Origin of the sequence: Hyalangium gracile (assembly GCF_020103725.1) — a bacterium.
Classification (GTDB): domain Bacteria; phylum Myxococcota; class Myxococcia; order Myxococcales; family Myxococcaceae; genus Hyalangium; species Hyalangium gracile.
The window spans coordinates 159780-181706 of sequence record NZ_JAHXBG010000004.1 but is presented as its reverse complement, the minus strand read 5'-3'; the positions used below and the strand labels follow the sequence as shown (position 1 = coordinate 181706).

Here is a 21927-nt window from a genome sequence, read left to right as displayed (position 1 = left end):
GCGCGGAGCCGCTCACTCCTCGGGCTCTCCAGGCTCCGTGAGCTCCTCGACCTCCGCCAGGGACCGCACCAAGGCTGGATCGATCTCCAGGGTGTCACCGGGCGAGTACGCGAGGAAGGTGGTATCCAGCCCGAGCTGCGAGGGGCGCGGGTTCCCAGGCGCTTCGCCAGCGGCTGGCGCCGGGGCCCGCGCGGGCATGGGGCCCGAGGGGGGCTGCTCGGGGACGACCATCGCGACGAGCAGGGCGAGCTGCTGCGCCGTCACCGGCTTGCCCACCGAGAGGATGAAGTCCTCGAGCTCCGCCGCGAGCGACAGGCAATCCGATTGGCGGTGCTCGGGCTTCCCCGCGAGGGCGCGCTCAAGGATGAGGAGCAGCGAGTCGGGCACGTCCGACCGGTACTGCGAGGGCGGCACCATCGGCCTGAAGAGGATGGACTCCATCGTGCTGGCGTCCGTGGGGCCCTGGAACGGCTTGTGGGCGGTGAGCAGCTCGTAGAGCACCACCCCGAGCGCATACACATCCACCCGGCGATCCAGCGGCTCGGCGCGGATCTGCTCGGGCGGCATGTAGGCCAGCTTGCCCTTGACGACGCCCTCCTGCGTCCTGTCGGGCTGGCCAGCGACCTTGGCGATGCCGAAGTCCACCACCTTCACGGCGCCGTGACGCGACACGAGGATGTTGTCCGGGCTGATGTCGCGATGGATGAGCCCCAGCGGAACGCCGGTCTCCGGGTCCCGGAAGTCATGAGCGAAGGCCAGACCCTCGCACGCGGAGGCGACGAGCTGGGCGCACAGCTCGGGGGCCAGCGCCATTCCCTGCTGGGCCGCTCGCACCAGCAGGGTGCGCAGGTTGACGCCGTCGATGTACTCCATGGCCAGGAAGTACTGGCCGTCGGCCTCGCCGAAGTCGAAGATCTGCACCAGGTGGGGGTGGTTGAGCTGGGCAGCCAGCTTCGCCTCCGCCAGGAACATCTCCACGAAGGTGGGGTCCTCCGCCATGTAGGGAAGGATCCGTTTGAGTACCAGCGTTTTCTCGAAGCCCATGGGGCCCTGGGCCTTGGCGAGGAACACCTCGGCCATGCCTCCGGTGGCGAGCTTCTTTATCAGTTGATACCTGCCGAGCTGAGGCATGGCGCGGCTCCTCCACCCAAGAGGATAACGCCCGCGCTCCGGTCCGACGAGCGTACCCTCGGCCATGCCGGAGGGGAGCGGCTCAGCGCCTGGCGTTCTTGATGGTCTCCTGGATGAGGTCCACGTAGCGCCGGTTCTTCGGGTTGAGCTTGAAGGCCCGGCGGTACGCGTCCTCGGCCTGGGCCCACTGGCTCTCCCCACGGCTCACCTCGCCGTAGAAGAACCAGCCCTCCTCCAGCTGCGGCTCCTGGCGCAGTACGTCGCTCAGCTCCTGCAGCGCCAGCTTGCCGTGGGACTCCGGCTTCATCAGGTAGCGCGCCCACGCCCGGTAGGCCAGGTGCATCGGCCGCGGCTCGATGTCGCACGCGTACTCGAAGTACTCGAACGCCCCCGCGAAGTTGCGCCCCTCCAGCCGCTTCTTCCCCTGCTCGAACTGCGTGCGCCCGTCCAGCAGCTCCGTCTTGATGCGGAACTGCTCCTGCGTCGACGGCCGCCCCGTCGCCCCCCGCTCCTTCTCCCGCGCCGCCGCCCGACGCTTGCGCCACAGCGCCGCCAGGTCCGGCTCCATCAGCACCCCGAAGGCCCGGGCGTACGCCGCCAGCAGCACCTCCGCCTTCTCCTTCAAGTCCGCCGTGTTGAAGCGCAGCGGGCTGAACTTGTCCGCCGCGTTCAGGAACGCCTTGCGCAGCGCCAGCGGCTGCACGTCCTCCGCCACCCCCAGCAGCGCGAACGGATCCTGGCTCCGGTGAGACATGAAGGCGCTCATCAGCTCGTTGCGCGCCGCCTCGTCCTCGTCCGAGAACGGCGTCCCCGAGGGCACCGCCGGAGCCACCGGCTCTGGCTCCACCACCGCGACCGGCGGCGGAGGCGCCGAGGCCGCCCGCTCGTCCACCGCGTCCGCGAAGTCCGCCACCCCCACGATGCACAGCGCGTACAGCCGCCGCAGCGCCGACTCCGTGTCGTAGCCCGTGCGCTCCAGCATCTCCGAGAAGGTGGGCCGCAGCCGCAGCGCCTGGAACAGCCGCGCGTCCTTCGCCGACAGCTTCGGCCCCTCCACGCCCGGCACCTGCGCGAAGCGCCGGTCATCCGTGAAGGTGAAGTGCGTGGCCACCGCGTCGAACGGCATCATGTTCGCCACGCCCGTGAGGATGAGCTGCGCCGTGTTCGTCCGCACGCTCGTGCCCGGCGGCTCCACGTCCGCGATCAGCTTGTAGCGCGCGTCCGTCCACCGGAAGCAGTCCAGCAGGCTCAGCCCCAGGTTCGCCTGCAGCTGCTTGTACAAGTCGAACGGGCTGATCAGCCCCTTCTGCACCAGCAGCGTGCCGATCTCCTGCCCCGTCTGGATGCTCTCCGAGAGCGTCTTCTGGTAGTCCGCCTCGCTCAGCTTCCCCTTCTCCACCAGGAACTTGCCCAGCGTCTCGTGCAGCAGGTTCGAGACACACGCCACGGGCGCGCCCTCCTCGAACGTGATGCGCTTCTCCCGCTGGCGCGCCTTCAGCTCCAGCGTGCACGTGCGCTCCTCCATGGCCAGCGCGTGCAGCAGCAACGGCAGCGGCACCTCCGCGAGCGTCCCCTCTCGCTGTCGGAGCACATGGGATGGGGCGGGGAACATCGGCTACCTCTCGCAGGTGTCGTCCGGAAGTCTACGGAAACCACGAGTAGCGACACCACCATTGAAGCCCGGATGGACGGGAAAATACAGGGGGAGCAGGCTCCTCACTCCTCATCCTCGTCCGCCCCCACGGCGTAGGGATCCGAGTAGGTCTCCCTGGGGGGCTGGACCTGGCTCAGCACCCGGTAGCCCAGCGCCAGCACCACCAGCACCAGGGCCGCGTAGGTGAGGGGGCGGCTGGGACGTGCACGCCAGGCCCACATCCGCTCCCGGCGACGGTGGAAGCCCGGGGCGGCCAGGTACTCCTTCCAGGCCTCGTCGCGCATGAGCGCCGCGTCCGCGTCCCGCCCCGCCTTGTCCAGGGCCTTGGCCAGCAGCACCCGCCCCTCCACCGTCCCGTGCCGGCCCTTCACGAAGCGCTCCAGCGCCTCCACCGCGCCCTTCACGTCCCCGCCCGCCAGCCGCAGCCGGCCCCGCTCCAGGTCGATGGAGCCCTGGCGGAAGTCCGGGCTCAGCTTCTCCGCCTCGCTCAGCAGCAGCTCGCCCTTGGCCGCCTCGCCCGCGCCCAGGTACGCCACCCCGAGCAGGAAGAGCGTGTCCACGTCCTCGTCCCCCGCCTCCAGGTTGGGCTTGAGCAGCTCCACGGCCGCCGCGTACTTGCCCTGCCCCACGCGCAGCTCCGCCAATTCGAAGCGCGCCCGCCGATCGTGGGTGTTGGCCAGCAGCGTGCGCTCGAGCTGCCCCGCGCGCCGCCAGCGGTGGATGAAGCGCAGCGGACGCGGCAGCACCTGCAGGGTGTAGCGGTCCATCAGCCACAGCAGCCCGAACACCAGCACCAGCGACAGCAGCGGCCGCCCCGTGAGGAGCGAGGCGATCATCCACAACATCCACGTGCTCATGTTCGCGATTCCCGAGCTGTCACCGAAGCACTCACCTTAAATCAGCCTCGCGCAGATGGCGCTGTGCAGATCCGCCCCCGCGTCCGTCAGCACCAGGCGCCGGCCGCTCAGCGTCGCCAGGCCGTGCGCCACCAGCCGCGCCACCTCCGCCCGCCGGGGCTCCGGCTCCTGGCCGTACGCGGCGCACACCGCCTCCCAGTCCACCCCCGAGCGCAGCCGCAGCCCCATCGCCAGCCGCTCCTCGAAGAGCTCCTCCGGGCCGAGCGCCTCGCGGCTCGCCTCGGGCAGCGCGCCCTGCTCCACCGCCTTCAGCCAGGCCTCCGCGCCGCGCAGGTTCACGTACCGGTGGGGTGAAGGCGTGTGCAGCATGCCCGTGGCGCCCACTCCGAGCGCCAGGTACTCGCCCCCCGTCCAGTACAGCGCGTTGTGCCTGGAGCTGTAGCCCTCCCGCGCGTGGTTGGAGATTTCATAGCGGCGCAGGCCGTGCGCGGCGTACACCTCGCGCAGCGTGTCGGCCATGGCCACCACCTCCTCGTCCTGGGGCAGCGCCACCTCTCCCCGGGCCAGGCGCTTGGCCAGCGGCGTGTCCTCCGCCAGCACCTCGCGCTCCAGGGTCAGCGCGTAGGTGGACAGGTGCTCCGGCTCCAGCGCCGCGGCCTTCCGCGCGTCCGCCTCCACCTGCGCTCGCGTCTGCCCATGCACTCCATAGATGAAGTCCATGGACACCACCTCGAAGCGCGCGCGCCGCGCCATGCGGAACGCCTCCTCCGCCCCCCGCGCGTCGTGCGCCCGCCCGAGCGCCTTCAGCGTCTCCGGCTGGAAGGACTGCACGCCCAGCGAGAGCCGGTTCACCCCCGCCGCCTGGAAGCCGGCGTAGCGCTCCGTGTCCGCCACCTCCGGGTTCGCCTCCAGGGACACCTCCGCCCCGGGCGCCACCGGCAGCCGGGCCGCGATGCCCTCCAGCACGTGCGCCACCCACTTCGGGTGCCACAGCGAGGGCGTGCCGCCTCCCAGGAAGATGGACTCCAGCGGCCGCTTGCGGAGCTCCGGCATGGCGGCCAGCCGAGCGTCCAGCTCCCTCAGCACCGCGTGGGCGTAGCGCTCCTCCGGCACCTGGCGCGCCACGGCCACGGCGAAGTCGCAGTAGGGGCACTTCGCCAGGCAGTACGGGAAGTGAAGGTACAGCCCGAAGCGGGCCGCCGGCATCCCGGTCCAGGCATCGATGGGGGCGGAGAACGACATGGGGTGGTTACTTCTTGCCACCCTTCAACTGCGCCTCCAGCCGCGCCAATTTCGCCTTGTAGGTAGCCGCCGCCTCGATGGCGGACTCGGCCTGCACCAGCTTCTTCTTCATGGCGGTGATGTCCGCCTTGAGCTTGTCGCGCTCGGCGATGAGCTCCGCCGGAGCCTCGCCCCCCGCCGGAGCCGCCGGAGCGGCACGCGCCTGCTCCAGCTCCTGCTCCAGGTTCGCCCGCTGGGCCTGCTCGGCCTGGAGCGCCGACTCCAACTCGGCCAGCCGCTGCTCCAGGCTGGCGCGCTCGGCCTGCTCGGCCTCCAGCGTGGCCTCCACCTGCGCCAGCTTCTGCCCGAGCGAGCCCTGGCTCCCCTTCTCCGTCTTGAGGGCCGCCTCCGCCTGCGCCACCTTCTGCTCGAGGGCCTTGGTGGCCCGGGTGGCCTCGGCCTCCTTGCCGCGGAGCGTGCGCAGGTTCGTCTCGGCGGTGGCCAGCTCGGCGGCGGACTTCTTCGCCGCAGCCGCGGCCTCGTTGCGCGCCGTCTCCAGCGCGCCCTCCAGCATCTTCACGCGCTGGGAGAGCCGGGTTGTCTTGTCCTCCGCCTCCGCGCGGGCCGCCTCCAGCTTCGCGTTGAGCTCCGCCACCTGCGTGTCCCGCTGCGCCCCGCCCTTCTCCAGCGAGGAGGCCCGCGCCGCCAGGCTGGCCTTCTCCGCCTGCACCGTCTGCAGCGTGGACTGCGTGGACTGGAGCGCCGCCTGCGTGGACTGCAGCGTCGCCTGCACGGAGTGGAGCGTCGCCTTCACCGAGTCGAGCTCGCCGACCACCTCGTCCCGCTCGGCCCGCGCCGTGGACAGCAGCGAGTTGAGCTCCTCCACCTGGGCCTCGGCGGTGCGAGCCGTCTCCGACAGCGCCGCCGCGTCCGCCTCGATGCGGTCCCTCAGCGACACCTGCTCGGCCTCGCTGGCCTCCAGGGCGCCCCGGAGCGAGGCCACCTCCACCTCGGCGGCCTGGGCGCGCTCGGTGGCCGCGGCCACCTCCGCCTCCAGCAGCTGCACGCGGTCGGTGAGCGTGGCCACCTTGCCCTCGGCCACCTCCGCGCGGCCAATGAGCGCCCCCGCCTCGGACGTGCGGGCAGACAGCGCCGCGCGCACGCCCACGAGGTCCGCGTCCTTGAGGGCCAGGTTGCGCTCGAGCTCGGAGAGGCGCGTCTTGAGGGTGGCCTTGTCCTTCTCGAGCGCGGCCTTCTCCTTCTGGAGCGCCTCCACCTGCTGCCGCGCGGTGGCGGTCTCCGAGCGGGCCTCGTCCCGCTCCGCCTCCATCAGCTGGGCGCGGGACTGGGCCTCCTCGAGCGAGCTCCGGGACCACTCGCTCTCGCTCTCCAGCGCGCTCAGGTTGCCGTTGGCCTCGGCCAGGGCCGCCTCGAGCTGGCTGGCGCGCAGCGACAGCTCCTCGCGCTCGGTGCTCAGCGCGTCGCGCTCGGTGGTGGCCGTCTCGAGCTCACCGGTGAGCCGCTCCACGTCCGCGAGCGCGGCCTGGAACTGCTCCTGGACGGCCTCCATCGTGCCCTGGGCCTCGGACTTCTCCGCGGCCAGGTCCGCCACGCGGTCCTGCGCCAGCGAGAGGGCCTCCTTGGCGCCGATGAGCTCCTCGGCCAGCGCCGCGCGCGCCTCCCGCTCCGCCCGAAGGTCCTCGGTGAGGCGGGGAATCTCCGCCTCCACGTCCGCCAGCGCGCGGGACAAGTCCTTGCGGTCGGCCTCGACGGCCTGGAGCTCTCCCTCCGCCTCGGCCAGCTTCGCCTCGGCGGTGGCCGCGCGCTTCTCCTGGCGGGCCTGGGCCTCCGTCGCCTGGGCCAGCTTCTGGGGCAGCTCCTTCAGCCCGCCCAGCTGCCCGCGGGCGTCGGTGAGCTCCTTCTTCGCGGTGGTGAGCTCCTGGGTGAGCTGCGCCACCGACTGGCGCAGCCCGGTCAGCTCCGAGTCCTTCTCCGAGTACAGCGAGCGCGCCCGGGCCAGCGTCTCCGTCTTCTGCTTGAGCACCTGGCGGAAGAACTCGAGCTTCTCCTCCGGGGCGGCCCCCATGGGCATGCGGGGCTCGGCGGGCTCGCCGAACGGATCCTCCCCGCCCAGGGGGCGGGGGCTCTTGGCCAGGGGCGAGGCGACGCCGGACTGGCTCCCGGTGGGGATGGGGGCCTGCGGCTTGCTCCTGGCCAGGGGCGAGGCGATGCCGGACTGGCTGCCGGTGGGGATGGGGGCCGGAGCCGTGGCGTTCTTGCGAGGCGGCAGCGGAGGTGGTGCGACCGCGGGCGCGGGCTTGCTCACCGAGGGTGCGGCCGTGGGGGCACCGTCGTCCAAGCTCTCACGCAGGTCCGCGAGCGGATCCAGCTCTTCCAGGGGCGGTGCCATGACGGGCGCAGGTTATCGCCCGTTGGGGCTGTTCTCCAATACACACGCGCGGATTCCCGCCCGCCCCTCCGCCCGGGGCTCGGGCGTGCGTCCGGGTCGCCCGGGGGCGCCGGGGACGTTAGGGAGTGAGGGAAACCTCACTCCGCGCCTTGCTTCCGTGCAGGGCTGGTGCCAGCTTCGGACGCCTCCTATGCCCCTCCGCTACGCGCTCTCCAACGGGCTCACCGTCGTCTTCGAGGAACAGCACGCCGCCAAGGTCGCCGCCTTCCAGGTCTGGGTGAAGGCCGGCAGCGCCGACGAGCGGCCCGACCAGGCGGGCCTGGCCCACCTCCACGAGCACATGCTCTTCAAGGGCACCGAGCGCCGGGGCCCCGGGGAGATTGCCCGGGACGTGGAGGCGCACGGCGGGGAGATCAACGCCTGGACGTCCTTCGACCAGACGGTCTACCACATCGTCATCGCCAGCCAGTTTGCCCGGATGGGGCTGGACATCCTGGGCGACGCGGTGCGGCACTCGGCGTTCGACCGGGAGGAGCTGGCGCGGGAAATCGAGGTGGTGTGCGAGGAGATCAAACGAAGCCAGGACACCCCGTCCCGGCGGGCCTCGAGGGACTTGTTCGCCACGGCCTACCAGGTGCACCCGTACCGGCGGCCCGTCATCGGCACGGAGGAGAGCGTCCGGAGCTTCTCGCGGGAGAAGGTGCTGGAGTTCTACCACCGGTACTACTCGCCCAGGAACCTGGTGCTCTCGGTGGTGGGAGACGTGCGCGAGGCGGAGCTGCGCGGGTGGGTGGAGGAAATCTTCGGGGGGGACTGGGGCCGGCCCTTCGAGGGCCTGGCGCCGCGCCCCAGCGAGCCCGCGGCCACCCAGCGCCGGCTGCTGCTGCGAGAGGATGACGTGAAGGAGGCGCACCTCCACCTGAGCTTCGGCATCCCCCGGGCGGACCACCCGGACGTGCCGGCGCTGGACGTGCTGGCGATGCTGGCGGGCCAGGGCGAGGCGTCCCGGCTGGCGGTGGAGGTGAAGCGCAAGCTCAACCTGGTCAACGAGATTCATGCCTCGGCGTACACGCCGAGGGATCCGGGGCTGTTCAGCGCCTCGCTGACGCTGCCGGCGGCGAACGCGCGCCGGGCGCTGGAGGAGACGACGCGGGCGCTGGCCGAGCTGCGCGCCCAGCCGGTGTCCGCGGACGAGCTGGACACGGTGAAGGCCATCCTCGAGGCGGAGGCCGTGTACCAGCGCGAGACGGTGCAGGGCATGGCGCGGAAGATGGGCTACTACCAGTCCGCGATGGGCGGGCTGGAGGCGGAGGAGCGCTACTACGAGGCGGTGGCGCGGCTCACCGTCGAGGACGTGCGGGAGGTGGCCGAGCGCTACCTGCGCTTCGACCGGGCGGTGGTGACGGGGCTGCTGCCGCCGGGCACGGACTTCAGCGCGGCCCAGGCGGAGGAGCTCCTGGACGCGGTGGCGCACGAGGCGCCCACGGTGCGGCCGGACCGCAAGGTGCGCCGGCCCGCGAAGGGTGCGGCCCTGCGGGTGGTTCCTTCGCGCTCGAGCACGGGGGAGATCGTCCAGGAGACGCTGCCGTCGGGCGCGCGCATCGTGGTGCGCGAGGAGCACGGCGTGCCGCTGTTCGCGATGCGGGCGGCGTTCCTCGGCGGGCTGCGCTACGAGACGCCGGCGAACAACGGGCTGTCGACGCTGCTGGGGCGCAGCCTGACGCGGGGCACGCGCACCCGGGACGCGGAGGAGGTTACCCAGCTGGTGGACGCCTTCGCGGGCTCGCTGGGCGGGCTGGGGGGGCGCAACTCGGTGGGGATGCGCGGGGACTTCCTCTCGAAGCACTTCGAGCAGGCCTTCCGGCTGTTCGCCGAGTGCGTGACGGAGCCCACCTTCCCCGAGGCCGAGGTGGCGCGGGAGCGCCGGCTGCTGCTGCAGGACATCCTCACGCGGGAGGACAAGCCGTCGGGGCTGGCGTTCGATCTCTTCAACAAGACGCTGTACCGCTCGCACCCGTACCGGCTGCACGCGCTGGGTGAGCACGGGCCGGTGGAGGCGATGGGGCCCGAGGCGCTGCGCGCCTACCACGCGGCGTACATGGATCCGTCACAGCTGACGCTGAGCGTGGTGGGAGACGTGAAGGTGGAGGAGGTGATGGCGCTGGCGCGGGAGTACTTCGGCAAGCCTCGGGGCGGGGCGAAGCCGGCGCCGGTGGTGCCGGTGGACGCGCCACCGGAGGGGCCGCGCCAGGAGAAGCGGGTGCTGGCGCGGGCCCAGGCGCACGTGGTGTACGGCTTCATGGGGATGCGGCTGAATGATCCGCGGCGGCATGCGCTGGAGGTGCTCTCGATGCTGCTGTCCGGGCAGGGCGGGCGGCTCTTCGTGGAGCTGAGGGACAAGCGCTCCATGGCCTACAGCGTGAGCAGCTTCACGGTGGAGGGGCTGGATCCGGGCTACTTCGCGGCCTACATCGGCACGAGCCCGGAGAAGGTGAGCGACGCGGTGGAGGCCATCCAGAAGGAGCTGACGCGGGTGTGCGAGGAGCGCGTGCCCGAGGTGGAATTGGCGCGGGCGCGGTTGCATTTGATTGGGACGAACGAGATCGGCCTGCAGCGCAACGCCTCGCGCGCGGGGCTGCTGGCGCTGGACACGTGCTACGGGATGAAGCTGGAGAACTTCCTGCACTACTCGGACAACATCGCCGCGGTGACGGCGGACGATGTGCGCGAGGTGGCGCGCCAGGTGATCGACTTCAACCGCGGCGTGCTGGCCATCGTCGGGCCGTGAGGTGAACTCCTCCAAGAGGTCTCACACGAGATCCTTCTCTGGCTGAATGTCGTCCAGGCCTATCTCCGCCAGAGGGATCCCGAAGGCCTGAGCCTGTTGCTGCATGAGGGAGATGACGTCGTGAAACGCCATCAACCGTCCGAGCGCATACGCACGGTCGCCCGCTGATGCGGTTCTGCTCTCCTCCCTGGCTTCCAGTGCCTTCTCCTTGAGCAGGACGCTCAGGTCTCGCACGTAGAGGTCGAAGCTCATGTCGGGCCGCTCCATGGGGCTCTCTTCAGCAGTCCTTCGAGGATTTCCAACTGCTCAGACTGTCGCTGGATATCCGCTGACCATTCACGTGCGAAGGCACACAAACTCCTCAATGGATGTGAGCAGATCTTCCCGAGTTGGATCATCGACAGGGAGCTGATTAGCGGGTTGACCCAGAAACGACTCGACGCCCGACAAGATGGCTCTGCACATGGACACGCTAATGAAGGTGTACTTGGATTGCCCTTCTTTCAGGAACCGCTCCAAGCATCGAGCAGTTCCTTGATGGCGATGACTAGCATCATCGCCTGATCCGGCTTCTTCCCTCGCGAGGAGCAGATCCCTTTCTCGCCCGCGAAGGTCATGTGGCCCAGGTCGAAGCCCGTTAGCGTCATTGCATCGTGGCCATCGGCCCATTCGCATCTGAAGCGAAACACTCGACTCCTTCACTGAAGATGCGGCTTCCGTCTAAGTCATCGGAGCTAAGTCTTTTCAGGGGCTTTGCGGAAGCCCGGTTTCTCGGCTTGGTGGCGACCTCCGCTGAAAGAACTTACGTCCTCAAGACGTCTTCCCGACTATCCTCTTGACGGCTCTTGCTCTGGAGGGAAATGCCCTTATGGACTGGAATATGGTCTCCGCAGTAGCAACCGCGTTTGCTGCGGTTGTGGCTGTCGTCGCATCTGTTGTTGCCGTCAAGAGTGCGAAGCAGTCCGAGAAGGCTGTGGTGGTTGCACAGCAAGCACTCCGTGATGACCACGACTACCAGCGCAGGCTATACGCAGCCGAACTTATTAGCCGCTGGGACGAGCGGACCATGCACGCCCGCTCTGCCATCATGAGGCGGTGGAGCGAGCGCTACCAGAACAATGAGGCTATCCCGCGTGCAGAGATCGATGCCGAATTCAAGAAGGAAGTGGATGCGAGTCGTCAGGGAACTGACCCCGTCATGGTGCATCACTTCGGCACTCTGCTGAACTACCTTGATGACGTAGCGATAGCTGCGATGTTCAAGGTTGGCGACGACAGCATGCTCAAGGCTGCCTTCGAGGCGACGTTCAAGCGATGGATGCGAGTGCTCGGCGAGTACCGTGAGCACGTCATCAGCCTCCGGAAGATAGACCCTTGGGCCAGGCTGGATGAACTCTCTCGTGAATGGAGCGATTCCGCACCTGCTGCCCAGCCTACTGGTGCGATCACGACGAAGCAGGTTGCGTAGTTGCCACCCCTGCAAAAGACTTAGCCTCGGAGAACTACCCTGGCGGACGAGGGGAGTAGCTTTTCTCCGGGTACAAGGGCGGATTCTTCTCGAAGTGGGCCGCGATCTGCTTCTTGATGCCGTCAATCCCCAGGGGGTTGGGCTTGTTCCCCTCCTCGTCCGCCCATGGACGACCCGGATGAAGGGTGTCCCACGGAGATCGCGTGTTGCCCCGGACCTTCGCGGAGTCGCCGTGTTTTCCGAACCCGAAGCAGACCTTCATCTCACTGTTCCAGACAGGCCGGAAGCGGTTGATGAGGTAGTCCTCGGCCGTGGACTCCCAGGCGGTCTTCACCACCAGGAAGCGGCAGTCGAAGTCGCGGATATCCAGGTTCTCGGCCCACGTGATGCTCCTCCTGTGGTCCTTGAGCCGACTCGAGAGACGCTCGCCCTGCTCTCGAACATCCTGGGCGTAGCGGTCCGCGGGATCAGCCTTGCCAACGTAGATGGGGGTATCGGTCCTGGAGATGGGCTCGTACGCATCGAAAGAGCCCAGGTAGTAGATCGCGTAGACCCCCGACCCGTAGAACTTGTCCACGGACTCAAGCGACACTCGCTCCTGTTGGAGCAGCGTATCCCCGATCAACCGTCCCACCACATGGGGGTCACTGGGATCAAAAACCGTCTTCGGCATCTTGAGCGGGTTGAGCAGGTAGTCGAGCCCCTCCAGGCGATCGACGCTGGTCTTCAGCTCATCGCGCAGGCGCTTCACCTTGGCGCTGGACAGCGGGGGCAAATCGACGTCTCCTGCGGGCACCAGTTTCTGGAGGGTAGCGAGGTGCTCCAGGAGCGCATTGATGTCGAGCTTGGCGGCCATTCCGTCGCGATGCTTTCACGTCACGCCGAGTGGACAACTTTTCAGGCTCCACCTCATGTCAGGGCGATGTGCTAGACGCTCGTTCAGGTATGGTTCCCCACCGTGGACACCCTGACGCCGAGCGAGCGCAGCGCGCGAATGAGCCGCGTCCGGTACAAGGACACCAAGCCCGAGCTCGCGGTGCGCCGCCTCGTCTTCAGCATGGGTTACCGATTCAGGCTGCACTCCAAGCTGCTTCCTGGGCGGCCCGATCTCGTCTTCCCGGGCTTGAAGAAGGTGATCTTCGTGCACGGCTGCTTCTGGCATCGGCATCCAGCGAAGACCTGCGCGCTCGCGCGACTGCCGAAGTCCAGGCTGGACTTCTGGCTCCCCAAGCTGGAAGCGAACCGGCGGCGTGATGTAGTTCAGCAGCGAAAGATACGGAGGATGGGATGGTCGGTGATGGTGGTGTGGGAGTGTCAGGTTCGGAAGCTGCCGGCATTGGGGCGGAGGCTTCGCGGGTTTCTGGAGGGCAGTCCATGAAGTCCCTCGAGCTGTTCACTGGGGCCGGTGGCCTCGCGCTGGGAACGCACCTCTCGGGCTTCGAGCATGTCGCCCTGGTGGAGTGGAACAAGGACGCCTGCGACACGCTGAGGCGCAACAGCCGAGAGGGCGCATTGCCGGGCGTCGACAGATGGAACGTGGTTCAGGCCGACATCCATGCGCTCGACTTCAACCAGTTCGGGCCGGTGGACCTGGTCGCGGGGGGCGTGCCCTGTCAGCCGTTCAGTCTCGGCGGCAAGCACAAGGGCATGAACGACGAGCGCGACATGTTCCCTGACTTCGTCCGAGCCGTGCGGGATCTACGGCCGAAGGCGTTCATCATCGAGAACGTCAAGGGGCTGTTGCGCCAGACCTTCCGCAACTACTTCTCGTACATCTTCTTGCAGTTGAGCTACCCGGATCTGCACCGCAAGAAGGGTGAAAGCTGGGAAGGCCACCTGCGCCGCCTGGAGGACGTCCGCACGCAGGGGCGCTACGCCGACCTTCAGTACAACGTCATCTTCCAACTCCTGAATGCCGCGAACTACGGCATCCCGCAAACCCGCGAGCGCGTGTTCATCGTCGGCTTCCGCTCCGACGTGGGGCATCCCTGGCACTTTCCGAAGCCGACGCACTCCTTCGAAGCCTTGATGCGGGAGCAGTGGGTCACGGGCAGCTACTGGGAACGACACGGGGTGCGCCGACCGAAGGTACCTCCCGCGCACGCCGCGCCATTCCTCGGCCGCACTGAGGAGTTGTTCGACGCGACCAAACCTTGGCGCACCATTCGCGACGCCATTCAGGATCTCCCCGAGCCACGCGCCGATGCCGAGCCCTCCGACGTCTTCAACCACCGATTGAATCCAGGAGCGAGAGCCTACCCAGGCCACACGGGGAGCAACTACGACCTGCCTTCCAAGACGCTGAAGGCGGGAGTGCATGGCGTGCCTGGCGGAGAGAACATGATCGCCTTCGCCGATGGCACCCTGCGCTATCTCACGGTGCGTGAGGCGGCGCGGATACAGACCTTCCCGGATCGCTGGCGGTTCGCGGGCTCATGGGGCGAGGCCATGCGCCAGTTGGGAAACGCTGTTCCCATGGACCTCGCGGCGGTTGTGGCCAGGAGCGTTTCCAGGAAGCTGAAGGAGCGCCCCCGCTAATCCTCGGAATCGTCCCCCGTCTCGTCCTCCATGTAGCGGTCGGCATCCGCGATGAGGGGCGGCAGTTCCGCCCCCGCGTAGTGCGTCTTCAGATAGGCACGGAGACGAGCCTTCACTCCCTTTGTAGTGCGCGTTGTCAGGAGCTTCTCGGCCCAGTCACGGCCAGGATGAAGGATGTCCCACAAACTCCGTTGGGTCTTCGCTCGCCCCTTGCCAGGGTGGTGGTTACCAAAGCCTTCGATACAGACGTTCCACGCCGGCTGGAACTTCTCGATCAGGAACCGCTCAGCCATCGTGATCCAAAGCGGCGTCACGACCAGGAACCTACAGCGGAAGTGATGCGGCTCGAGATTCCGGGTCTGGTTGATGGATTCGAGGTGCTGCCGAAGTCGGATATACAGCGCTCTCGACGTCTGGCCGCTCTTTCCGCCCTTCCGTGCCCCCGGAGGCACGGCCTTTCCAACGTAGATGGGCCAGGTCGCGTCCCGTGACTTGATGGGGCGGTACTCGGGTCGAGGCCCCACATAGAACAGGGCATAGACCCCAGCTCCCGCGAACGGCTTGTTGAACTCCAGGCGGTAAGGCCCCTGACGCATCAGTTCCTCGACGCAGTTCCTGGTGAGGTTGGCGTAGTCGAGGGGGTTGTACTCCTTGATGACGATGGTCTTACCTGGCATCGGCCTGGCTCAGCTTCTCCGCGACGCTCCGCGCGACCACGGCGGCGAGTTCCATCGGTACCGCATTCCCAAGCTGGCGCATCGCCTCCGACCAGGCCCCCTCGAACCTCCACGTATCCGGGAAGGTCTGGACACGGGCCGCCTCACGAACGGTGAGGTAGCGCACCGAGCCATCGGGAAAGGCGATCATGTTCTCACCGCCGGGCACTCCGTGGACTCCGGCCTTGAGCGTCTTCGACGGGAGGTCCAGCGGGCTCCCGGTATGGCCCGGGTAGACACGAGCACCGGGATTCAGCCGGTGGTTGAAGATGTGCGCGGGCGCGCGATCAACCCGGGGCTCGGGAAGACCACGGAGCGCGTCCCGAATGGTCCTCCAAGGCGCGGTCTTGAGTACCTCGTCCCGCTCGAGTTGCTGGAGCCTCTCGGAGGAAAAACTCGGTCGCTGCTTGGGAACTCGAATGCCGTGCCGCTTCCAATAGTCGCGGGTCACCCACTGGTCGCGCAGCAGTGCCTCCTCGGAGTGGGTTGGCTCGGGGAAGTGCCAATCCAGCTCGGTGTCCTCCCGGAAGCCCACGATGAAGACCCGCTCGCGGCACTGCGGCACGCCATAGTCCGCGGCGTTCAGGAGCTGGAAGATCACGTTGTACTTGAGCCCTCGGAAGCGCCCCTTGGTGTGGATGTCCTCCAAGCGCCTCAGGTGCTCGGTCCAGTCCTCCCTGCGCACCCGCGTGACGGTGGGGTAGTTCAACTGCAGGAAGATGTACGAGAAGTAGCTGCTGAAGCTCTGCCGCAGCAGCCCCTTCACGTTCTCCAGGATGAAGGCACGTGGCTGGAGTTCCCGCACCGCCCGCACGAACTCGGGGACCATGTTGCGGGGGTCCTCCATGCCCTTGTGCTTTCCCCCCAGGCTGAAGGGCTGGCACGGCGCACCTCCCGCGACCAGGTCCACCGGGCCGAAGATGTCGAAGGACAGCAGGCGCACGTCGGTCTCGTGGACCTTCCAGCTCTCGATACCTGGGAGGGCGCGCTCCTGGGAGTTCCGGCGGAGGGTCTCGCAGGCGTCGTGATCCAATTCGACCAGGGCGCGGTGGTGGAAGCCCGCCACATGCGTCCCGAGCGCCAGTCCGCCCGCTCCCGTGAATAGCTCGATGGACTCCATGGCGGTGGATCCATGCCCACACCGGGCCCGTTTGCAAGGCTCGATCTCGTCTCTTTCCGGTGCCCCCAAGCGAGGCCGAGGAAGTGACAGGAGCGGAAGCAGAGCGGGACCAGTCCACATTGGGGCATCCGGACTGGCGGCGTGACGCCTCTTCGCCCGCCTGCCCCTCCTCCTCACGCCCGAGCGCGTCCTTCTGCTAGGTTTCCAACCCAGGAGGTTCCGCCTTCTTGGCACTACTCATGAAGTGGCCGCCCCTCGCGCTCTGCCTGCTGGTGGCGAGCACCGCCGCCGCCCAAGCCCCCGCCCGGCAACGCCAGGATCGGCGCGCCGCGCTGCCCACCACGTCCGCCGAGCCCATCCCCGAGGTGTACGTGGCCGCGGGCAACCTCACCACGGTGGCCTTCAACGGCCCGCTGGACCGGGACAGCCTCGTGCTGGACCGCACCCGCTTCAAGTGGGTGGACGTCGGCGACCACATCCTCGTCCTGGAGCCCTTCACGAACCTGGGGCCGGGTGAGCGGCTCGTCCTGCAGGTCGGCTTCAAGGACAAGGCCCTGCCCTCGAAGGCCGTGCTTGTCGTCCTGACCAAGGCGGAGGTGATGGACGGGAAGCTGGAGGTGGACCGGCGGGCGAACTCCCCCGAAGCCCTGCTCGCGGCCCTCGCCCAGAAGGAGGCGGAGTTGGAGGAGCTCAAGGCCCGGTACGCAGGCGATGGCCCTATGGGGCTCGTCCTCTCGAAGTGGCTCACCGCCAACATGAATCCCATCAAGTTCTCGATGCCGCAGGTTCCGCCGGATGCCAGCGGCCTGGTCGCTACTCAGGCCATCGGCTACCCGGGCACGTTCTCGCCCCTGGTGGCCATTCAGCTGCGCAATCTCGCCGGTCAGTCACCGTGGCTCCCAGCCCAGGCCCACATCTTCGAACCGGGCGGTGCCCGGGTGAAGGTGCTCGCAATGCGGATGAAGCCCGAGCACCTGGCTCCGGGGGAGGAGGGATTGCTCGTCCTGGAAACGAAGGATACCCCCTGGAAGCCCGGCAAGCCGTTCAGCGTGGAGCTCGTGGACGCCAGCGGCAAGCGGCGCCTCCTGCTCAATCTGATGGACAGGTAGGAAACCCACCCCATGACGACGGATGCCATTCACCCCGACCACCTCAAGCCCGGGGATACCGTAGGCCCCTGGCACATCATCGAGTCGCTGGGCAGCGGCAGCTTCGGCCACGCCTTCAAGGCCGAGCGCGAGGGAGAATTCTTCACGTTGAAGATCGCCGTGCGCCCCGCCCCCGAGCTCTCCGAGGGCGCGCCCGAGAAGCTCCGAGAGGACGGGCACGTGGATGGACGCATGCGCCACGAAGGCGCCGTCCTACTGGCCAACACCAGCGGCGACGGCCTGCCGCATGTGCGGGCCATCGGCCGGTGGCCGCATCCCAAGAAGGGCTACCTCTTCATCGTCACCGACTACGTGCCCGGCGAGCCGTTCCATGACTGGCGTGAGCGCACCCGGCCCACCATCGCCCAGCTCGTGGACGTCTTCATCGCGGTGGTGCGCGTGGTGGCCCGACTGCACGGCCGTGGCATCCTCATTCGCGACTTCAAGAGCGCGCACGTCCTCGTGCCGAAGGACCACAAGCCGGTGCTGGTGGACCTGGGCAGCGCGTGGTTGCCAGGCGGCTCCACCCTCACCGTGGGGCTGGCCCCGGGCACGCCCCATGCGCTGCCTCCCGAGTGCATCACCTTCCTGCGAGAAGGGACGTGGAAGCAGGGCACCCGCTTCGACGCGACCGCGGCAGGGGACCTCTATCAGTTGGGCGTCTTCATGTACGAGGCGCTCTCGGACTGCTGGCCCTTCGATGCTCGAATGACGCAGGAGGAGCTGCTCACGGCCATTCAGAGCGTCGTCCCTCGGGCGCCCCACCGCCTCAATCCGGACGTTCCCGAGTCGCTCAGTCGCATCGTCATGCGGCTGCTCGAGAAGCGGCCAGAAGACCGGTACGAGAGCGCCAAGGCGCTGCTCCAGGCCCTATGGGATGCCAACAAGGAGCGCTCCTCGAGGGCCTGGAAGGTGTCGCCGAGACTGCCTCCCGGAGGCGCGGCCCCCATGAGCCAGGACGAAGTGGAGGAGCGTCGTCTCCACCAGCTGGAAGCGGAGCGCCGATCCCGGGAGGCTCGCAAACAGCAGTCGGAGAAGCTCTCGCAGGAAGAGGCCCTGAAGCAGTTCACCACCGCCATCCAGGAGATGGAGGAAGAGCTCCGCATCCTCGATGAGAAAGCCGCTCGCCGCCGGAAGAGATGGCGGAGAATCGCCCTGGTCAGCGGGGGGCTCCTGCTGATGATGGGCCTCCTGGTGGCATGGCAGGTGTGGCTGGCTCCCGCTCCGACTTCCCCCGCTTCATCCGAGAAAGGACGTTCGCTCGTGTCCACCTTCAGCAACTCTCGGCCTGTCAGGACCGCTGCCGCCTGGCTGTGCACCGCCTTCGGCGTCGGATGCACTGCGGCCCAGGTTCGGCCCCTGCCTGGGGACTGCCCCCAGGAGGCGGTCCAGAGCATGGAGGATTTGGGGCTTCTCAGGCAGGACTATCGGATCGTCATCGACATCAATCAGCCCGGTACCCAATACGATCAGGGCGTCTACCACGAGGGGAAGATCATCAGCCGGGTGGAGACGGCCTGGGGCAAGAGCCCACTGCCCGACGGTACCCTGCTCTACGGTCAGCTCTGGACGGAGGGGCTCATCAAGCGCGGACGGGAGGCGGTCCTGGGCCGCTACACCGAAGCCCTGCTTCCGGATGGACGCCGCGTTCCCATCTGCTTCGTGCTGGGGGACTCAACCGGGCTCACCATCAAGGATCCGGGCTCCACGCCTGGCCAGGCCCGCCTTCCCCGGGTGTGGAGCGCCATGTCCGTCGAATGGTGGCCGTAAACGGAGTTTGGTTGCTGGACGCCCACCTCTCGGTGCCAACCAGTTGGCAGTGGCCCCCTCCCCTCGACTGCCAACCAGTCGGCACTGGGCCTCCCCCCCTTGCCCGCTAACCCCTTGATATCAGGCCTCTGCTCCTACGGCTGTCCTCCCCACGGAGGGGGAGCGATGTGCGGTTGAGTGTGTGTATCAGGTACCAGGAAGGACTTTGTGAGCGCTACAGATAGAACCTACACCTTCTGCGCACACCCTCCGTCCCACAGTGACAAAGGCTGGGAACACATCCGACAGAAGATCCTGGACAAGGACAACCTGCGGCGCTGGATGCGGCGGCTCAGCCAGTGAGCCAGGGCGTGGAGAAGCTCCACCCCCCCGTTCACCCCTACAGCGGGCTCCTCCCCCCTCGACTGCCAACCAGTCGGCAGTGGACCCCTCCCCCAGCCACTTCTCCTTGATATGAGGCCTCTGCCTCCAAGGAGCGCCTCCGCTCGAAGCTGTGCTCCTCTGCGCACCTCCTCCAGGTTTCTCGCCCACGCTTCCCTGGGAGATGACGATGCCCGCTCACCGAGCCGTACGCTGCAAGTGCTCCCACCTGATGCTGGCCAGTGCGCTGCTGGTGGCGTGTGCCAGCGGCCCTCGGCCAACGGGAGGCAGGGACTTGCGCCTCGATACGGAGACGATGAGCCGCTTCCGGCATGCGGCCGCCGCGGGGGAGGGTACGAGTACGCTGGCGCCCGCTGTCACTCGGCCCGTGGCCTCCTACCTCGCTGAGGCCGCCCCTGCGCTGCTGACGTTGCTGGAGAGCGACAACGCCGTGGGGGAGCTCGAGGAGCGGCTGGTGGAGTGCGCCCGACAGGCAGAGCGACAAGTGAACTTTCCATTGTTCGGACACCGCTCGCCGACCCGCGAAGAGTGTGGCCAGGAGGTGGAGGTGGACGGCTGCGCGGAGCCCATCACCCGGGCCATGCTACTGGGCCAGCAGAAACACGCGCTTGCCTTGGAGTGCGTGCACCAGGTGCTCGAGGAGTTGTGGCCCTCGCCGTTCAGCCTCGAGCAGCGCTACCGCTACTATCCGAACGCCCGCTTCGTCGAGACCGTCAGCCGCCAGGAGGAGGCGCGGCTGATCGCTCAGGGCTGCACCCGAGAGCTGTGGCGCACCATCAAGCCCGACATCGTGCTGCACGCTGATCGCAACCTGATGAAGGCCGCGCTCATCCTGGAGTTGAAGTTCCCCTGCCCCGACACCAACACGCCGCGCTGGAGGGAATACGGAGAGAACAGCGCCTATGCAAATTCCAATCAGGGTGACATCTACAAGGAAGCGTTGGGGGGAGAGGCCCTGATCGTCTCTCCACGGATGGGGTTGGTTCCGTGAGGGAGAACATTCCTGTCCTCCGCCTCCGGAACAAATGGGGCGTTCTGCTGGCGCGCGACGGCATCGTTGTCTGCTTCTTCATGCGCCGCTCTCATGGAGAGGTGGCCCCTGCCGTGTGGCGGGCCCTGGAGACCTATCGCCGTGCCATTCCTCCCGAGGCGCTGGGCTGGTACGGCAGTCCGGACGGAGACACCCTCCCGCTCGATGACAAGGGCTGGGAGCACATCCGCCAGAAGATTCTCGATCGCCCCTCGGCAAACGCCTGCAATGTCGACTTGGAGGAGGGCGCGAGCGAAGCAGGAGGCTACAACTTCGAATACCGGGGCCGGCGGCTCGATGCCCCTCTGTTCGCTCACGATGAGGACGCCACCAGCGGGGTGGCCTTCTCCTTTCCCACCGAGTACCTCTTGGAGCACGGCCCGGCCCATCTGCGCGCGCTGGCCCTCGAGCTCGCTCGCGAGCTGCCCTTCAGCTTCGGCTATGCCAGCCTCGCCTTCGTCTCACCTCGAGGATTCTGGTACGCGGCTCGCCACGAGCTCATCGCGCCACTGTCTCGCTACCTGGGCTTGGATCTCTATCGGCTCGATGAGACAAGCCGGGTCATTGGCACCCACGCGCGAGGCGCCTACTGGCTCACCTTCCTGGGCCAGCCGCTGCTGGGACAACTGGGAGGCATCGAGGCACTGCGCGACAAGCTCTCCTTCCCGGAGGTGTCTCACCAACCGATGGAGGCGGAGCGATTGCTGCTCACCCTGGGCGAGTGGCCGGACGTCATCGACACACAGAAGGCGCCCTTGGTCCCCCACTACCGCGCGCTGGCGCATCTGCTCGAGCCCTTCCTCTATGAGGAGCGCACCGGGTGGTTCTCCCTGGACAAGGGCAACCTGCGGCGCTGGATGCGGCGGCTCTGCCAGTAAGGGCTGGCCTGCTCCTGCCTCGGCTCACTCCAGCAACCGCCGCAGGTACGCCTCCCGGTTCAGCAGGAAGTCCCGCGTGAGCGAGTAGTGCTCCGTCTGCTCGTAGGCCACCTCCGCCAGCCCCTGCTCCGACAGGTGGTAGATGCGCGCGTTCGGGTACGCCAGCAGCAGCGGCGAGTGCGTCGAAATCAGGAACTGGCACGAACTCCCCACCAGCTCATGAATCGATCGCAGCAGCGCCAGCTGACGCTGCGGCGAGAGCGCCGCCTCCGGCTCGTCCAGGATGTAGAGCCCCTCCGCCCAGAAGCGATTCTGCACCAGCGCCAGGAACGCCTCGCCGTGCGACACCTCGTGGTGGTGGATGCCTCCGTGGCTCAGCATCGCGTCCGGGTTGTTCTCGATCTCCGTCGCGACGTTGAAGAAGCTCTCCGCCCGCAGGAAGTACCCCGTCTTCGGCCGGCGCGTGCCTCGCGAGAGCCGCAGGTACTTGTGCAGCTCGGACTCCGAGCGCCGCGTGGCGAAGTTGAAGTTCCGGCTCCCGCCCTCCGCGTTGAAGCCCGCCGCCACCGCGATGCCTTCCACCAGCGTGGACTTCCCGCTCCCGTTCTCCCCCACGAAGAACGTCACCCGCGGGTGCAGCTCCAGCGTCTCCAGGCTCCGCACCGCCGGGATGCTGAACGGGTACTTCCCCAGCTCCGGCACGTCCTCTCGCAGGAACGTCACCGAGCGCAGGAACGTATCCATCCCGCCCGTGAAGCCACCCTCTGCTGACTGTCTCTTGCGTGCCATCGCCGCCGGCAGCCATACCACTGGTATG

At 67.8% G+C, this 21927-nt stretch carries 19 protein-coding genes; 8 read left to right on the top strand and 11 right to left on the bottom strand.

The window, feature by feature from the left end; translation table 11 throughout:
- Nucleotides 1-12 precede the first annotated feature (12 nt).
- The 5 genes from KY572_RS09645 to KY572_RS09625 all read right to left on the bottom strand — a co-directional run bounded on the left by KY572_RS09645 (nucleotide 13) and on the right by KY572_RS09625 (nucleotide 7273).
- A complete protein-coding gene (locus tag KY572_RS09645; RefSeq protein ID WP_407659922.1) occupies nucleotides 13-1131 on the bottom strand; it encodes a serine/threonine protein kinase in 1119 nt (372 codons plus the stop codon).
- 82 nt (nucleotides 1132-1213) lie between these two features.
- Nucleotides 1214-2743, bottom strand: coding sequence for a J domain-containing protein (locus KY572_RS09640; RefSeq protein WP_224242250.1), 1530 nt, complete (start codon nucleotides 2741-2743; stop codon nucleotides 1214-1216).
- Nucleotides 2744-2847: 104 nt separating this feature from the next.
- Entirely contained in the window at nucleotides 2848-3642 is a 795-nt protein-coding gene (locus KY572_RS09635) for a tetratricopeptide repeat protein (protein WP_224242249.1), read from the bottom strand.
- Between the two features lie 36 nt (nucleotides 3643-3678).
- Nucleotides 3679-4884 carry a radical SAM family heme chaperone HemW gene (gene hemW, locus KY572_RS09630; RefSeq protein ID WP_224242248.1) on the bottom strand — a complete coding sequence of 402 codons (1206 nt, stop codon included), beginning with the start codon at nucleotides 4882-4884 and terminating at the stop codon, nucleotides 3679-3681.
- A gap of 7 nt (nucleotides 4885-4891) precedes the next feature.
- Nucleotides 4892-7273 carry a gliding motility protein gene (locus KY572_RS09625; RefSeq protein ID WP_224242247.1) on the bottom strand — a complete coding sequence of 794 codons (2382 nt, stop codon included), beginning with the start codon at nucleotides 7271-7273 and terminating at the stop codon, nucleotides 4892-4894.
- A gap of 190 nt (nucleotides 7274-7463) precedes the next feature.
- Between KY572_RS09625 and KY572_RS09620 the strand changes: the two genes are divergently transcribed.
- Nucleotides 7464-10061: a M16 family metallopeptidase gene (locus KY572_RS09620; RefSeq protein WP_224242246.1), complete on the top strand. Its 2598-nt coding sequence runs from the start codon at nucleotides 7464-7466 to the stop codon at nucleotides 10059-10061.
- A gap of 21 nt (nucleotides 10062-10082) precedes the next feature.
- Here the strand turns inward: KY572_RS09620 and KY572_RS09615 are convergent, their stop codons facing one another.
- Together KY572_RS09615 and KY572_RS09610 are read right to left on the bottom strand one after the other, a co-directional pair.
- A complete protein-coding gene (locus tag KY572_RS09615; protein ID WP_224242245.1) occupies nucleotides 10083-10313 on the bottom strand; it encodes a hypothetical protein in 231 nt (76 codons plus the stop codon).
- Nucleotides 10314-10564: 251 nt separating this feature from the next.
- A complete protein-coding gene (locus tag KY572_RS09610; protein WP_224242244.1) occupies nucleotides 10565-10750 on the bottom strand; it encodes a hypothetical protein in 186 nt (61 codons plus the stop codon).
- A gap of 179 nt (nucleotides 10751-10929) precedes the next feature.
- On the opposite strand from KY572_RS09610, the gene KY572_RS09605 reads away from it, so the two are divergent.
- Nucleotides 10930-11529: a DUF4760 domain-containing protein gene (locus KY572_RS09605; protein ID WP_224242243.1), complete on the top strand. Its 600-nt coding sequence runs from the start codon at nucleotides 10930-10932 to the stop codon at nucleotides 11527-11529.
- A 34-nt stretch (nucleotides 11530-11563) separates the two neighbouring features.
- Here KY572_RS09605 and KY572_RS09600 read toward each other — a convergent pair whose 3' ends face one another.
- Nucleotides 11564-12385, bottom strand: a complete 822-nt coding sequence (locus KY572_RS09600) for an Eco29kI family restriction endonuclease (protein WP_224242242.1) — start codon at nucleotides 12383-12385, stop codon at nucleotides 11564-11566.
- A 102-nt stretch (nucleotides 12386-12487) separates the two neighbouring features.
- Here KY572_RS09600 and KY572_RS09595 point away from each other — a divergent pair, with 102 nt between their 5' ends.
- The gene (locus KY572_RS09595) at nucleotides 12488-12907 is read left to right on the top strand and encodes a very short patch repair endonuclease (protein ID WP_224242241.1); all 420 of its coding nucleotides are present in this window, start codon (nucleotides 12488-12490) and stop codon (nucleotides 12905-12907) included.
- Nucleotides 12904-14067: a DNA cytosine methyltransferase gene (locus KY572_RS09590; protein ID WP_224242240.1), complete on the top strand. Its 1164-nt coding sequence runs from the start codon at nucleotides 12904-12906 to the stop codon at nucleotides 14065-14067. The genes KY572_RS09595 and KY572_RS09590 overlap by 4 nt, the downstream gene beginning before the upstream one ends.
- Here KY572_RS09590 and KY572_RS09585 read toward each other — a convergent pair.
- Both KY572_RS09585 and KY572_RS09580 read right to left on the bottom strand, forming a co-directional pair.
- On the bottom strand, nucleotides 14064-14744 hold the full coding sequence (locus tag KY572_RS09585; RefSeq protein ID WP_224242239.1) for an Eco29kI family restriction endonuclease: 681 nt from the start codon (nucleotides 14742-14744) through the stop codon (nucleotides 14064-14066). The two genes, KY572_RS09590 and KY572_RS09585, sit on opposite strands and share 4 nt — an antisense overlap.
- Nucleotides 14734-15903, bottom strand: a complete 1170-nt coding sequence (locus KY572_RS09580; protein WP_224242238.1) for a DNA cytosine methyltransferase — start codon at nucleotides 15901-15903, stop codon at nucleotides 14734-14736. Before KY572_RS09580 ends, KY572_RS09585 begins: the two co-directional genes overlap by 11 nt.
- 227 nt (nucleotides 15904-16130) lie before the next feature.
- Between KY572_RS09580 and KY572_RS09575 the strand changes: the two genes are divergently transcribed.
- The 4 genes from KY572_RS09575 (at nucleotide 16131) to KY572_RS09560 (ending at nucleotide 21110) form a co-directional block, all read left to right on the top strand.
- On the top strand, nucleotides 16131-17012 hold the full coding sequence (locus KY572_RS09575) for a DUF2381 family protein (protein ID WP_224242237.1): 882 nt from the start codon (nucleotides 16131-16133) through the stop codon (nucleotides 17010-17012).
- Nucleotides 17013-17024: 12 nt separating this feature from the next.
- Complete coding sequence (locus tag KY572_RS09570; RefSeq protein WP_224242236.1) at nucleotides 17025-18821, top strand: serine/threonine protein kinase; 1797 nt, start codon at nucleotides 17025-17027, stop codon at nucleotides 18819-18821.
- Between the two features lie 655 nt (nucleotides 18822-19476).
- Nucleotides 19477-20193: a hypothetical protein gene (locus tag KY572_RS09565; protein ID WP_224242235.1), complete on the top strand. Its 717-nt coding sequence runs from the start codon at nucleotides 19477-19479 to the stop codon at nucleotides 20191-20193.
- An 80-nt stretch (nucleotides 20194-20273) separates the two neighbouring features.
- Nucleotides 20274-21110: a DUF3396 domain-containing protein gene (locus tag KY572_RS09560; protein WP_224242234.1), complete on the top strand. Its 837-nt coding sequence runs from the start codon at nucleotides 20274-20276 to the stop codon at nucleotides 21108-21110.
- 24 nt (nucleotides 21111-21134) lie between these two features.
- Here KY572_RS09560 and KY572_RS09555 read toward each other — a convergent pair whose 3' ends face one another.
- Nucleotides 21135-21899, bottom strand: coding sequence for an AAA family ATPase (locus KY572_RS09555; protein WP_224242233.1), 765 nt, complete (start codon nucleotides 21897-21899; stop codon nucleotides 21135-21137).
- Between the last annotated feature and the right edge of the window lie 28 nt (nucleotides 21900-21927).

Coding starts and splice junctions, on each gene's coding strand:
- KY572_RS09570 (WP_224242236.1), top strand. CDS start 17,025: ATGACGACGGATGCCATTCACCCCGACCACCTCAAGCCCGGGGATACC.
- KY572_RS09635 (WP_224242249.1), bottom strand. CDS start 3,642: ATGAGCACGTGGATGTTGTGGATGATCGCCTCGCTCCTCACGGGGCGG.
- KY572_RS09600 (WP_224242242.1), bottom strand. CDS start 12,385: ATGGCCGCCAAGCTCGACATCAATGCGCTCCTGGAGCACCTCGCTACC.
- KY572_RS09585 (WP_224242239.1), bottom strand. CDS start 14,744: ATGCCAGGTAAGACCATCGTCATCAAGGAGTACAACCCCCTCGACTAC.
- KY572_RS09560 (WP_224242234.1), top strand. CDS start 20,274: ATGCGCCGCTCTCATGGAGAGGTGGCCCCTGCCGTGTGGCGGGCCCTG.
- KY572_RS09625 (WP_224242247.1), bottom strand. CDS start 7,273: ATGGCACCGCCCCTGGAAGAGCTGGATCCGCTCGCGGACCTGCGTGAG.
- KY572_RS09590 (WP_224242240.1), top strand. CDS start 12,904: ATGAAGTCCCTCGAGCTGTTCACTGGGGCCGGTGGCCTCGCGCTGGGA.
- KY572_RS09645 (WP_407659922.1), bottom strand. CDS start 1,131: ATGCCTCAGCTCGGCAGGTATCAACTGATAAAGAAGCTCGCCACCGGA.
- KY572_RS09605 (WP_224242243.1), top strand. CDS start 10,930: ATGGACTGGAATATGGTCTCCGCAGTAGCAACCGCGTTTGCTGCGGTT.
- KY572_RS09580 (WP_224242238.1), bottom strand. CDS start 15,903: ATGGAGTCCATCGAGCTATTCACGGGAGCGGGCGGACTGGCGCTCGGG.
- KY572_RS09555 (WP_224242233.1), bottom strand. CDS start 21,899: ATGGCACGCAAGAGACAGTCAGCAGAGGGTGGCTTCACGGGCGGGATG.
- KY572_RS09640 (WP_224242250.1), bottom strand. CDS start 2,743: ATGTTCCCCGCCCCATCCCATGTGCTCCGACAGCGAGAGGGGACGCTC.
- KY572_RS09620 (WP_224242246.1), top strand. CDS start 7,464: ATGCCCCTCCGCTACGCGCTCTCCAACGGGCTCACCGTCGTCTTCGAG.
- hemW (WP_224242248.1), bottom strand. CDS start 4,884: ATGTCGTTCTCCGCCCCCATCGATGCCTGGACCGGGATGCCGGCGGCC.
- KY572_RS09615 (WP_224242245.1), bottom strand. CDS start 10,313: ATGAGCTTCGACCTCTACGTGCGAGACCTGAGCGTCCTGCTCAAGGAG.